Origin of the sequence: Psychrobacillus sp. BL-248-WT-3 (genome assembly GCF_012843435.1) — a bacterium.
In the GTDB taxonomy this organism is placed as follows: domain Bacteria; phylum Bacillota; class Bacilli; order Bacillales_A; family Planococcaceae; genus Psychrobacillus.
The window spans coordinates 57,966-71,222 of record NZ_JABAFC010000009.1 but is presented as its reverse complement, the minus strand read 5'-3'; the positions used below and the strand labels follow the sequence as shown (position 1 = coordinate 71,222).

The 13,257-nt window shown below is 40.0% G+C and carries 12 protein-coding genes; all 12 read left to right on the top strand.

Going from position 1 to position 13,257, the window contains the following annotated elements:
- The first annotated feature begins 2 nt into the window (after nucleotides 1–2).
- Complete coding sequence (locus tag HF876_RS07295; RefSeq protein ID WP_169359404.1) at nucleotides 3–1,097, top strand: enolase C-terminal domain-like protein; 1,095 nt, start codon at nucleotides 3–5, stop codon at nucleotides 1,095–1,097.
- Complete coding sequence (locus tag HF876_RS07290) at nucleotides 1,094–2,017, top strand: C40 family peptidase (protein WP_169359403.1); 924 nt, start codon at nucleotides 1,094–1,096, stop codon at nucleotides 2,015–2,017. Before HF876_RS07295 ends, HF876_RS07290 begins: the two co-directional genes overlap by 4 nt.
- 11 nt (nucleotides 2,018–2,028) lie before the next feature.
- Nucleotides 2,029–2,991, top strand: a complete 963-nt coding sequence (locus HF876_RS07285; protein WP_169359402.1) for an ABC transporter ATP-binding protein — start codon at nucleotides 2,029–2,031, stop codon at nucleotides 2,989–2,991.
- A 162-nt stretch (nucleotides 2,992–3,153) separates the two neighbouring features.
- A complete protein-coding gene (locus HF876_RS07280; protein ID WP_169359401.1) occupies nucleotides 3,154–4,077 on the top strand; it encodes an ABC transporter ATP-binding protein in 924 nt (307 codons plus the stop codon).
- Nucleotides 4,055–4,954 carry an ABC transporter permease subunit gene (locus HF876_RS07275; protein WP_169359400.1) on the top strand — a complete coding sequence of 300 codons (900 nt, stop codon included), beginning with the start codon at nucleotides 4,055–4,057 and terminating at the stop codon, nucleotides 4,952–4,954. Before HF876_RS07280 ends, HF876_RS07275 begins: the two co-directional genes overlap by 23 nt.
- A gap of 381 nt (nucleotides 4,955–5,335) precedes the next feature.
- Nucleotides 5,336–6,343 (top strand): ribosome small subunit-dependent GTPase A, encoded by a 1,008-nt coding sequence (gene rsgA, locus HF876_RS07270; RefSeq protein ID WP_169359431.1) that lies wholly within the window; start codon nucleotides 5,336–5,338, stop codon nucleotides 6,341–6,343.
- A gap of 11 nt (nucleotides 6,344–6,354) precedes the next feature.
- Nucleotides 6,355–6,765: a GNAT family N-acetyltransferase gene (locus tag HF876_RS07265; protein WP_240949691.1), complete on the top strand. Its 411-nt coding sequence runs from the start codon at nucleotides 6,355–6,357 to the stop codon at nucleotides 6,763–6,765.
- A 213-nt stretch (nucleotides 6,766–6,978) separates the two neighbouring features.
- On the top strand, nucleotides 6,979–7,452 hold the full coding sequence (locus tag HF876_RS07260) for a CtsR family transcriptional regulator (protein WP_169359399.1): 474 nt from the start codon (nucleotides 6,979–6,981) through the stop codon (nucleotides 7,450–7,452).
- 16 nt (nucleotides 7,453–7,468) lie between these two features.
- Entirely contained in the window at nucleotides 7,469–8,008 is a 540-nt protein-coding gene (locus HF876_RS07255; protein WP_169359398.1) for a UvrB/UvrC motif-containing protein, read from the top strand.
- Nucleotides 7,998–9,092, top strand: a complete 1,095-nt coding sequence (gene mcsB / locus HF876_RS07250) for a protein-arginine kinase McsB (protein WP_169359397.1) — start codon at nucleotides 7,998–8,000, stop codon at nucleotides 9,090–9,092. The genes HF876_RS07255 and mcsB overlap by 11 nt, the downstream gene beginning before the upstream one ends.
- A complete protein-coding gene (locus tag HF876_RS07245) occupies nucleotides 9,089–11,539 on the top strand; it encodes an ATP-dependent Clp protease ATP-binding subunit (RefSeq protein ID WP_169359396.1) in 2,451 nt (816 codons plus the stop codon). The genes mcsB and HF876_RS07245 overlap by 4 nt, the downstream gene beginning before the upstream one ends.
- Before the next feature lie 276 nt (nucleotides 11,540–11,815).
- Nucleotides 11,816–13,186 carry a DNA repair protein RadA gene (gene radA, locus HF876_RS07240; protein ID WP_169359395.1) on the top strand — a complete coding sequence of 457 codons (1,371 nt, stop codon included), beginning with the start codon at nucleotides 11,816–11,818 and terminating at the stop codon, nucleotides 13,184–13,186.
- Nucleotides 13,187–13,257 lie beyond the last annotated feature (71 nt).

The following is a 13,257-nucleotide window of genomic DNA, read 5'->3' as shown; positions in this document are numbered from 1 at the left end:
GGGTGAAAATACAAGCTATTGAAACGTTTTATGTTGCTGTTCCACTGACTAAACCTTTCAAAACAGCATTGCGTACAGTTACCACTGCTTTTTCCGTTGTCGTGAAGGTAACCTCTGATGAAGGAAAAGTAGGTTACGGAGAGGCACCTCCTACTCATGTGATCACTGGTGAGTCATTAGAAAGTATCCAATACGCTATAAATGAAATTATTTCTCCGCAGCTAATCGGACTTTCTTTACTAGAAAAGGAGATAATTTTTCAGAAGCTCCATAAAGCACTTGTCAGAAATACGAGTGCGAAAGCTGCAGTTGACATGGCAATCTTTGACCTTTTGGGCCAATATGCTGAGCTACCACTTTATCAATATTTAGGAGGCTATCGAAATAGCCTTACAACGGATTTTACTGTGAGTGTCAATGAACCAGCTGAAATGGCAGAGGATGCTGAGCGCTACGTAAGAGAAGGGTTTCAAATACTCAAAGTAAAGGTTGGAATAGGTACGATACAAGAGGATATTGAACGTATTGAGGCTATTAGGAGGCGAGTAGGAAAAGATATTAAAATAAGGCTCGATGCCAATCAGGGATGGAATGCAAAAGAAGCCGTACGCGCTATAGGTACTATGGAAGACGCTGGGCTTAAGATTGAGTTTGTCGAGCAGCCGGTTCCTGCTGAGGATCTAGAAGGCTTAAAATACGTAACTGAACGAACAGCAACCCCTATTATGGCAGATGAGAGTGTTTTCTCGATTTATGATGCTAAGCGTGTATTAGAAATGCGGGCTGCAGACTTGATTAATATTAAATTAATGAAATCTGGTGGCATTTATCAGGCATTAAAGATTAATACATTGGCAGAGGCAAATGATATCACCTGTATGGTAGGGAGTATGATTGAAACTAAAATAGGTATAACAGCAGCAGCTCATTTGGCAGCGAGTCAGCCTAATATCCTTTTTTATGATTTTGATGCTCCTTTAATGCTGGCGGAGGACATTGTTACAGGCGGTATCGTCTACCAAGCTAGCACGATGACCTTTTCGAAATCCTATGGGCTAGGCATTGCGAGCGTTAAAATAGGGGAGGGACAAAAATGACAATAGAAAAAAGTTATTGGGCTTGTGCAGTAAAGGTTGCGACGGTCTGGACAGAGCCGTCTTCAGCTCGGGAAGTAGATGGTCCTGGAATATCTAATCCTGTACAGCTTGTTGAATGGCTAGAAGCTTTGCCATACAAGGAGCGACTAGCCCTTTGTGATGAGAACCGTGTTCAAACTCAGCTTCTTTATGGAGAGCCAGTTATTGTGGATGAGATAAAGGACGATTGGGCTAAAATAATTGCAGTCTGGCAGCCCTCTAAAAAAGACGAAAGAGGCTATCCGGGTTGGGTGCCGTTGGCTCAATTGAAAGAAATAGTAGAGGCTGGCAACCAAGGAATTGTTCGAGTAAAGGGTACAAGAACCCAGTTATGGGATACGGAAGAAAAACCATTACTGATTCTACCTTTTAATACAATTCTACCTGTTCTATCTGAAACGGATGATTTCTATAAGGTTCGAGCGCCACATGGAGAGGGGCTGCTCCGAAAAGAAAATGTACAATATGCTGCATCTAAGGAACAATTACCAAAACTCCCACTAGAGGAAACTGTGAGGTTGGGGGAAGCCTACTTAGACTTACCATATCTATGGGGAGGGATGTCTCCATATGGCTTTGATTGCTCAGGATTTTCATACAACATGTTAAAGGCGTGTGGCTATTTTATCCCACGCGATGCAAGTGATCAGGCGATAGAAGGCATAGAGGTCTCTAAGGATGAACCTTCTTCATGGAAAAAGGGAGACTTGCTATTTTTTGCAAATGACGAAGGCACAGGCTCAGTTCGTCATGTTGGATTTTACTATGGGAATGGTCAATTATTACATTCACCTTCAACAGGAAAGTCAGTGGAAATTTTAGTATTAGAAGGCTCCAAGCTACAAAAAGAGATATGTGCTGTGAGAAGATATGCCGTTTAGGGGGGAAAGATATGACGGAGAATGTACTATTATCTGTAAAGGATTTAAAGAGACATTTTGATATTGGTCAAGGTAGCACTTTAAAGGCAGTGGATGGGATTAGCTTTGACATTCTCAAGGGAGAAACATTTGGCTTAGTAGGGGAATCGGGCTGTGGTAAATCTACCGCTGGACGTACTATCCTAGGTCTGTATAACCGGACTGAGGGAGATGTGCTATTCGAACAAAAGAATGTACATGAAATGAATGATAAAGAACGCAAAGACTATTTGAAGAAAATGCAAATGATTTTCCAAGATCCCTACGCATCTCTAAATCCTAGGTCCACAGTCCTCGAAATTATTGCAGAGCCTATCGAAATTCATAAATTATATAGCTCTAAAAAAGAGGTTAGAGAAAGAGTTTATGAGCTGTTAGAAGATGTCGGACTAAATCGAGATCATGCTAATAGGTATCCACATGAATTCTCAGGCGGACAAAGACAACGTATAGGAATTGCGCGAGCCCTGGCATTAGATCCAGAATTTATCATAGCAGATGAGCCAATATCTGCATTGGACGTTTCTGTACAAGCTCAAGTAGTAAAATTGTTACAGCGTCTTCAAAAGGAAAAAGGGTTAACCTACTTATTTATCGCTCATGATCTATCTATGGTTAAATATATTTCTGATCGTATTGGTGTAATGTATTTAGGGCATATGGTTGAACTAACAACAAGTAGTCAGCTTTATGAAAGCCCATTACATCCTTATACGCAGGCATTGTTGTCGGCAATTCCAATTCCAGATCCTGATATTGAGGAATCCCGTCAACGGATTATCCTACAAGGCGAGCTACCAAGTCCGATCAATCCACCATCGGGTTGTGTATTTCGGACAAGATGCCCTCACGCGATGTCTATATGTGCAGAGAAAAAGCCAATTTGGCAAGAGCAGGAACCAGGCCATTTTGTTGCCTGTCATCTTTATAATTAATATGGGATTACACCAATCTAATTAAAGTGGATTGGTGTTTTTTATTTTTTGAATTGTTCGCTTAGAAGGTAAACAAATTAATTAGATTTTTATAGAACTTATTTAAGTTTGAGACGTATAACTTAATAGGGACAAAATTAGTGATAAGGAAGGTGAGTTAATTTGGAACAAAAAACAATAGTAAGGTTACAAAATCTTTCTAAAATAATTGGGAAAAAGAAAATTATCGACGACCTGACATTAGACTTGTATTCTGGGCAAATAACAGGATTCTTAGGGCCGAATGGAGCAGGGAAAACAACAACTATACGGATGATGACTGGTCTTATGAAGCCAACATCGGGAGAGGTATTTATAGAAGGCAAGCCTTTGTCCGAGGATTTTGAGGGGTCCATGAGCAAGGTAGGGGTAATTGTAGAGAACCCTGAAATGTATAAGTTTATGAGCGGATATAAAAATCTCGTTCATTTTGCTCGAATGAATAAGAACATCACCAAAGAACGTATTGATGAAGTAATTGCTCAGGTGGGACTTCAAAAGCGTATTCACGAAAAGGTATCCACCTATTCTTTAGGAATGAGACAGCGTCTTGGCCTAGCACAGGCTATCCTACATAAGCCTAAATTTCTTATTTTAGACGAGCCCACAAACGGGTTAGATCCTGCAGGGATTCGGGAATTCCGCACATACTTAAAAAAGATCGCAGTAGAAGATGGTGTTGCTATCTTTGTTTCAAGTCATTTGCTCGCAGAGATAGAATTAATGTGTGATAGAATTGCCGTTATTCAAAATGGGAAGCTCTTATCTATTCAAGAGGTAAATGAACAGCAAAAATCTTATTATTACATCGAAGCATCTGAACTAGAAAAAGTAGTAGATTTCTTTAAACATAAAGAGATTACAATGGAAGCTCAAGGAAGTGGTTTTATAATCCCACTTAATAAAGAGGAAGTGCCTGCATTAGTTGCAGAGATGATTGCGAATGGCCTACAAATCTATTCCATCACTCCAAATAGAAAAACATTAGAAGATCAATTCTTAGAAATTACAGGAGGTGGACAAATTGCTGAATCTCGTACGAAATGAGTGGTTAAAACTATGGAGTAAAAAAGCAACCTGGATCATGGCTATACTGCTCGTATTGGTAATGCTTGGTTCTGCGGGCTTTGTGAAATGGATGAATTCCTTAGAAGTAGGACAGGACGATTCAGGAGAAACTATAACAGTGAGCCAGATGACGGCCGTTGCGGAGGAACCTGAAATAACTAAATATAGATTGGATAATGAACTGCCACCAATTATAGATGATAGTGCACAAGGCTTTATCACCGGCCTTCCTAGTATGATGTCAGTTGTTACATTACTTACAGTAGTTGTTGCCGGTGGTATTGTAGCTTCTGAGTTTTCTCAAGGAACGATTAAAATGTTATTAACAAGACCAGTAAAGCGTTGGAAGATCCTTACGTCTAAACTGTTAACGGTTGGTTTATTTGCAGTAGCAATGACTGGTATTCTTCTTATTTCAGGCATCATTTTTGGCTATATATTCTTTGATAATGTACCAGGAACCCAGTTAGAGTTAGTAGACGGAGCTGTAGTTGAAGTTTCATTCTGGGGTAGATTGTTACTGTTAACTGCTTTATCGCTAATCAATGTATTAGTGATTGGAACGTTGGCCTTTATGATTGGCTCTGTTTTCCGTTCGAGCTCATTGGCAATAGGAATATCTATTTTCTTGATGTTTACAGGAGTACAAGTTACAGGAGTTCTTGCGGCGCTGAAAATCGAGGCTTCGAAATATATTTTATTTGCTAATACAAATTTGGGGCAATACATTGGCGCAAATGATCCCTCAATAGAGGGAATGACGATGGCCTTCTCTATTGTCGTAATTCTTATTTACCTTGCAGTTTTCCTTGTGACGAGCTACTGGTCATTTACAAAACGTGATGTAACGGCATAATTGCCTATTGCATATTTCAAAAACTTGTAGTATTCTGAATTTAACTTAAAGAAAGAGGTGAGGCATTATGGCTATTGTATATAATTCGATTCGAATCAGTAAGTTCATGATGTCTTACCCTGTTATTTTCTAAAATGTAGGCGGAATAGGTATTAGTTTGATTGTATACAGACAATCGAGCTTATTTCTTCATACTTTTTGAAATTTCTTTACTAATGAACGGGAGACCATGATTGCTGATTCGAGCAATCATGGTTTTTTTGTTGCCCAGTAATTCGCTTAAAATAATGGCGATTCAAATATTTTAATGGGAAAATTAGGAGGAAATTGAAATTGAATTTAATCGAACAGTATGGATGGAATAGTAAATGGGAAGAAAAGATGTCGAACAAAGGATTAGTAGGTCGAGTTTTACTCGAGCATAAGCATTCTTATCGAGTAATTACGAATGAAGGTGAGTGGCTTTGCTCTCTATCGGGTAGATTTAAGTTTGATCACAACCGTGAAGCCTATCCAGCCGTAGGAGATTGGGTGGTTTTAGAGCAGATGCCTGGAGAAGATAAAGGTATTATTCAACAGGTTCTACCGAGACAATCCCAATTCTCAAGAAAAGTGGCAGGTACAACAACAGAAATCCAATTGGTAGCAGTGAATGTAGACTATGTATTTTTAGTGATGTCACTCAACCATGATTTTAATGTAAGAAGGTTAGAGCGCTATCTACTTGCAGCTTGGGATTCTGGTGCTACACCTGTCGTGGTACTAACGAAAAAAGACGCTTGTGAACAGGTGGATTATTTCATCAGTGAAGTCGAAACGATTGCATTCGGCGTAAATGTATTCGCTGTATCTAGTGTCACGGGAGAGGGAATAGATGACTTAGCCGCTCTCCTAGTCAACGGTAAAACGGGGGCCTTACTAGGTTCTTCAGGCGTAGGGAAATCCTCTTTGATCAATGCTCTATCTGGTGAGGATGTAATGGAGGTTAGCGATATTCGAGCGGATGACAGTAAAGGGCGTCATACAACCACTCATAGAGAGCTTTCCTTATTACCTGGTGGTGGACTATTAATTGATACCCCGGGAATGAGAGAGTTCCAGCTCTGGGATTCTAGCGAGGGTATTAGCAACAGTTTTCAGGATATCGAAGAACTTGCTATCGAATGCAGATTTAGAGACTGTCAGCATAAAAAAGAGCCTGGCTGCGCCATTCAAGAAGCTATTCGAACTGGTTTGCTAAAAGAGGATCGATATGTAAGCTATGTAAAATTATTGCGTGAGCTTGCTCATATCGAGCGTAAAAACAACTTAGCTGCTCAAAAAACAGAACGTGATAAATGGAAGCAAGTATCGAAGACCCAAAAAACCAATAAGAAAAGAAAAATTTAATAGAGGTGCATATGATTCGATTAATTGATCACCAAAAGCATTCTATAGCAGAGGAAATGCTCGAAATACAGCTTCCGGCTTACCGCAAGGAAGCAGAGATCATCGGTTTTGAAGGCATACCACAGCTTAAGGAAACAATCGAGGATATTAAAGTATCTAAAGAGATTTTTATAGGAAAGTACAATAAGGAGAGCCTACTTGGTTTTATCTCCTATGAATACGAGGGAGACGTACTAAATATTTGTAGGTTAGTTGTCCACCCAATTTATTTTAGAAAAGGGATAGCTTCTGAGTTGCTCCAGCATGTTTTGAGCGCTACTCCAAAAGCTGTAAGTATAATAGTTTCTACCGGCGCAAAAATTTACCAGCTCTTGCTTTGTATGAAAGACATCACTTTTACAAAGTACATGATATTGAGGTAGAGCCAACAATTTTTATTACACAGCTTAAATACAATTCACAAATATAAGAATATAAGTTTTCATTTTGATACACCCTAAAACTACTGACAATAAATGTTGGTAGTTTTTTTGTTTCTTTTATGCTAGGCAAATCAATTGCACAACCAAAAAATTCATTATATAATATAGTCAAAGATAGTCAAAGTCAGTTTTTGTGAGAAGAGGTGAGAGAAGATGAAAAATATATCTGACATTATTGAAGGTTATTTGAAGGCAATTATCGAACAAGAAAGTAGGGGGCAAATTGAAATCAAAAGAAGCGAGATCGCAGAAAAATTTCAATGTGTACCTTCACAAATAAATTATGTAATAAACACCCGATTCACACTGGATCGTGGATATTTGGTGGAAAGTAAACGTGGTGGTGGTGGGTATATTCGAATTCTCCGCGTTCGAGCCCACACAAAAGCTGAATTAATTGAGCATATAATACAAAGTCTGGAAGCAGGAGCATCTGCATCCACTACAGAGGATATTGTTTTTCGTTTATTGGATGAAGAGGTTATTACCAAAAGAGAGGCGAAGATAATTTTAGCAGCTCTAGACAGAACAACTTTAGCCATCCCACTACCAGCAAGAGATGAGCTACGAGCACGTATACTATGTGCCATGCTTTTAACACTAAAATATGAAAAAAGTGAAAATTGAACGGGGTGTTGATAAGGTGATTTGTGAAAATTGTAAACAACGGCCAGCTAAAGTGACGGTTACACAAGTGCATAACGGAGAACACTTTGAAAGACATTATTGTGAGGTCTGTGCCAATAGCCTCCACCCGTTTTATGTTGAATACAAACAAGACCCATTATCTCTTCATCAGCTTCTATCTAATTGGTTTAACCAAGCAGATCAGATAGTTCAACAAAAACAACAAAAAACACTTGAATGTGATGAATGTGGCTGGTCTATTGAGAGATTTCTAGAAGAGGGTAAGTTTGGATGTGCATCATGCTACGAAAGCTTCCGTCCTCATTTACCTCAAGCCCTAAAACGTCTACACAATGGTAACACTACACATATTGGAAAAGCACCAGGGCGACTTGGTGAAAAAATAGCTTTAAAGAAACGAATTGAAGCAATTAGGGCTCAAATGAAGCAGGCAGTTGAGCAAGAGCAATTTGAAGATGCCGCGAAGTTAAGAGACGAAGTTAAAGACCTTGAAAAACAACTTGCCGGAGGAGGTGACGATTCACATGTCGATTGAGAACTTTTTAGATAATTCCAGATCTAGTTGGATGGAAGGGGAAGGAGAGCATTCTGACATCGTGATGAGCACCAGAATTCGCTTGGCGAGAAACCTTAATGGTTTTCGCTTCCCTCTAGCATTTACAGAGGACGAAGCGCATAAAATTGACCAATCTGTATCCTCCACACTGTTAGATGCAGATGAAGAATTACAGAAAAATTTTACATCTGTGCATATTAAAGATGTATCTGAGCTAGGGCGTCAAGTCTTGGTTGAAAAACATTTAATAAGTCCTAAGCTCGCAAATTCACCAAATACGGGATCTGTCCTTTTATCAGAAGATGAGTCTGTTAGTGTCATGGTGAATGAAGAGGACCATATTCGAATTCAATGCCTATTTCCAGGACTCCAAATCCAACAAGCTTACGAACGGGCAGATACAATAGATCGTTTATTAGAAAAGGAATTACCATATGCATTTGACGAACAGTTTGGTTATTTGACAAGCTGCCCTACAAACACTGGAACAGGACTTAGAGCATCTGTCATGATGCACTTACCTGCTTTAACAAAAACAAAGCAAATGAATCGAATCGTAACCATTATTTCTCGGCTTGGTATGGTCGTAAGAGGAATATATGGAGAGGGTAGTGAAGCGCTCGGCAATGTTTATCAGGTATCAAATCAAACGACACTTGGTAAGACTGAGGAAGATATACTTGCTGATCTTCAAAGTATAGCAGAACAAATTATTCAAAAAGAAAGAGAAGCAAGAGACGCACTTTTACAGCACTCCCCAAATACATTGGAGGATCGTCTTTACCGTTCACTAGGAACCTTATTCTATGCTCGTCTAATGACCACAGAGGAGGCGGCAAGATGTCTGTCTGATGTGCGTTTAGGAATAGATATTGGACTTATTAAGGATATAGATATGTCCATCCTAAATGAATGTATGATCTTTATGCAGCCTGGTTTTTTACAAAAGTACGCTGGCACTACTTTAAATGCCACGGAGCGTGACATGTTTCGAGCTAAGCTGTTAAGGGAACGTTTGCAAAAAGGAGAAAAAGATAATACAAAAGGAGAGGAACCTGCATGATGTTTAATCGATTTACGCAAAGATCGCAAAAAGTTTTACAATTAGCTCAAGAAGAGGCTATTCGTTTAAAGCATGAATCTATTGGAACAGAACATATTTTACTCGGTCTTATCCGTGAAGGTAGCGGAATTGCCGCAAAAGCATTAGAAGCAATCGAAGTAGATCCAAAAGTGATAGAGGCAGGGATCGAGGAGCTGGTTGGAACTGGAGCAGAGGAAGTTGGTCCGATTGTTCACTATACGCCTCGTGCTAAGAAAGTCATTGAGCTGTCAGTAGATGAATCAAGAAAACTAGGTCACTCATACATTGGAACAGAACATTTACTTCTTGCTTTAATTCGTGAAGGAGAAGGAGTAGCAGCAAGAGTATTGAACAATGCAGGTGTAAGCTTGAACAAGGCGCGTCAGCAAGTGCTTCAATTATTAGGAAGTTCCGATCAATCTCATAGCAATAGTAATAACAACGGAGTCGCTCCAGCTAGTACACCGACATTAGACGGGTTAGCACGCGATTTAACACAAATTGCAAGAGAAGGTACGCTAGATCCTGTAATAGGGCGTAGCAAGGAAATCACACGTGTTATTGAAATATTAGCTCGTCGTACGAAAAATAATCCGGTCCTAATTGGGGAGCCAGGTGTAGGTAAGACTGCTATTGCAGAAGGTCTTGCACAACAAATCGTACAAAATGAGGTTCCTGAAATTTTAAGAGATAAACGTGTAATGACTTTAGATATGGGTACTGTTGTAGCGGGTACTAAATATCGTGGTGAATTTGAAGACCGTCTGAAAAAAGTGATGGATGAAATTCGCCAAGCAGGAAATGTTATTCTTTTCATTGATGAACTTCATACGTTAATCGGTGCAGGTGGAGCAGAGGGGGCAATTGATGCTTCTAATATCTTGAAACCAGCACTGGCTCGAGGAGAAATTCAATGTATCGGTGCTACTACATTAGACGAATATCGCAAATACATTGAAAAAGATGCTGCGCTTGAACGTCGCTTCCAACCAATCCAAGTTGATGAGCCTTCTTCTGAGGAAGCTGTACAAATTATTTATGGGTTACGCGATCGTTATGAAGCACATCACCGTGTGAAAATTACGGATGAAGCAGTAGAAGCAGCAGTTAAAATGTCTGATCGTTACATTTCCGATCGTTTCTTGCCTGATAAAGCAATAGATTTAATTGATGAGGCAGGTTCTAAGGTTCGCCTTCGTTCCTATACAACTCCTCCTAATTTAAAAGAATTAGAAACGAAGCTAGAGGCTGTTCGCTCTGAGAAAAATGCAGCTGTGCAAAGCCAGGAATTTGAGAAGGCAGCTTCTTTCCGAGATAAAGAACAAAAGATTAAAGATAAATTAGAAACTATGAAAAATACTTGGAAAGAAAAACAAGGAAAAGAAGAGTCAGAGGTTACAGTCGAGGATATCGCTGCTGTCGTTTCGATGTGGACTGGAATTCCTGTTTCCAAGTTAGCTCAAACAGAGTCCGAGAAGTTGTTAAAGCTGGAGGATAAATTACATGAACGTGTAATCGGACAAAAAGAAGCGGTAGATGCTATTTCTCGTGCTATCCGACGAGCTCGAGCGGGCTTAAAAGATCCGAAGCGACCAATTGGTTCATTTATCTTCTTAGGACCTACAGGAGTAGGTAAAACGGAGTTAGCTCGTGCTTTAGCAGAGGTAATGTTTGGAGACGAGGACGCGATGATCCGAGTAGACATGTCTGAGTACATGGAAAAACATTCTACTTCTCGTTTAGTAGGTTCACCTCCGGGGTATGTTGGCTTTGATGATGGTGGTCAGTTGACTGAAAAAGTTCGCCGTAAACCGTATTCTGTAATTTTATTAGATGAAATTGAAAAAGCACATCCAGACGTATTCAATATACTTTTACAAGTATTAGAGGATGGTCGATTAACTGATTCGAAAGGTCGCACAGTCGACTTCCGCAATACAGTAGTGATTATGACATCTAATGTTGGAGCAGATGCACTTAAGTATAATAAACATGTAGGGTTTAACTTACAAGAAGCAGGAAAAACGGATTATAAAGATATGAAAGGAAAAATGCTGGAAGAATTGAAAAAAGCATTCCGTCCTGAATTCTTAAACCGTTTAGATGAAATGATTGTATTCCACTCATTAGAGAAGGAACACTTAAAACAAATTGTGACATTAATGACAGAGCAGCTAGCGAAGCGTTTAAAAGAACAAGGAATAGAGCTAGTACTTACTGAAGCTGCTCAAGATAAAATTACTACAGAAGGCTACGATCCAACATATGGAGCACGTCCGTTGCGCCGTGCATTACAAAAGCATGTGGAAGATCGTCTTTCAGAGGAACTGTTAAAAGGTGAAGTCTTAACGGGTCAGCGTGTAGTATTTGATGTAGAAAATGACGAATTTGTTGTTCGAACAACAGAGCCTGTCACAGAAAGTTAATATTATAGGCATTCCGAGATCACCGGAATGCCTTTTTTTACATAGTGCAACAAAGAGTATGTGAGGTGGCTGAGGAACTGCCTCCTCGCATTTCTCCATTTGCCTGTCGGGGCAGAACAGGCGATTATGTTTTTCAAGATGTCTAGCTTCATCGCCTTGCCCCTCGGGTCAAATGGATAAAAGCTCCGGTGGCTGAGGAACTGCCTCCTCGCTTTTCCCCATTTGCCTGTCGGGGCAGAACAGGCGATTATGCTTTTCTTATTATAGGAGGATTATATGGCAAAAAAGAAAACGAAATTTATGTGTAACTCATGTGGCTATGAGGCTGCCAAATGGATGGGTAGATGTCCAGGGTGTGGAGAATGGAACACGATGGTGGAAGAGGTAGAGGTTGTTTCTAAGGGGCCTAGACATTCTTTTCAGCATTCCTCTGGAGTCACTCAAAAAGCAACCCCCATTATATCTATTGAAACGATCGATGAGCCTCGTGTACAGACGGATTTAGTAGAATTGAATCGGGTCTTAGGTGGAGGAATTGTGCCAGGCTCCCTAGTTTTAATTGGGGGAGATCCAGGTATAGGTAAATCAACGCTTCTTTTACAAGTTTCTGCACTTCTTGCGAATAAGGGAGAAAGAGTCCTCTACATTTCCGGAGAAGAATCCATCCGCCAGACGAAACTCCGAGCAGAACGTCTAGGAGTTACTTCAAACGAACTTTATATCTACTCGGAAACTAATCTAGAGCTGATAAATGAAACAATCGATCAAGTAAGTCCACGTTTTGTAATCGTGGATTCTATACAAACCGTGCATCACCCAGAAGTAACGAGTGCACCAGGTAGCGTGTCTCAAGTACGTGAAAGTACGGCTGAGCTGATGCGTATCGCGAAGACTAAAAATATTGCTATCTTTTTAGTTGGTCATGTAACTAAGGAAGGGCAAATCGCCGGACCAAGGATTCTCGAGCATATGGTAGATACGGTTTTATATTTTGAGGGTGAGCGTCATCACAATCATCGTATATTGCGTTCACAAAAAAATAGATTTGGTTCCACTAATGAGATTGCTATTTTTGAAATGGTACAACAGGGCCTAAAGGAAGTACTAAATCCTTCTGAGTTATTTTTGCAGGAGCGTTCTCATGGAGCAGCAGGCTCTGCAATCGTCGCTTCTATGGAAGGGACAAGACCGATTTTAGTAGAGATTCAAGCGCTAGTCACACAGTCGAGCTTTAACTACCCAAAAAGAATGGCTACAGGGATTGACCAAAATAGAATTTCCTTGTTAATGGCAGTGCTAGAAAAACGCATGGGACTGCTACTTCAAACACAAGACGCCTATATAAAAGTTGCCGGTGGAGTAAAATTAGACGAACCTGCCATCGATTTAGCCGTCCTAGTAAGTATTGTCTCTAGTTTTAGAGATATAGGTGTTGCTTCAACTGACTGTTTTATAGGAGAAGTCGGATTAACTGGTGAGGTAAGAAGAGTTTCGAGGATTGAACAAAGAGTGCAAGAGGCTGCAAAGCTCGGCTTTAAACGAGCAATCATCCCAGCATCGAATATGGGAGGCTGGGACTATCCAAAGGGACTGCAGGTCATTGGTGTAGAATCAGTAAATGAAGTGATGAAGGAAGCTTTTTCTTAACTGACTAGTAGGACAAACTACTCGAGGTAATAATAGAGAAGATACGGTGGTGGGGAACTGCCACCTGCTTT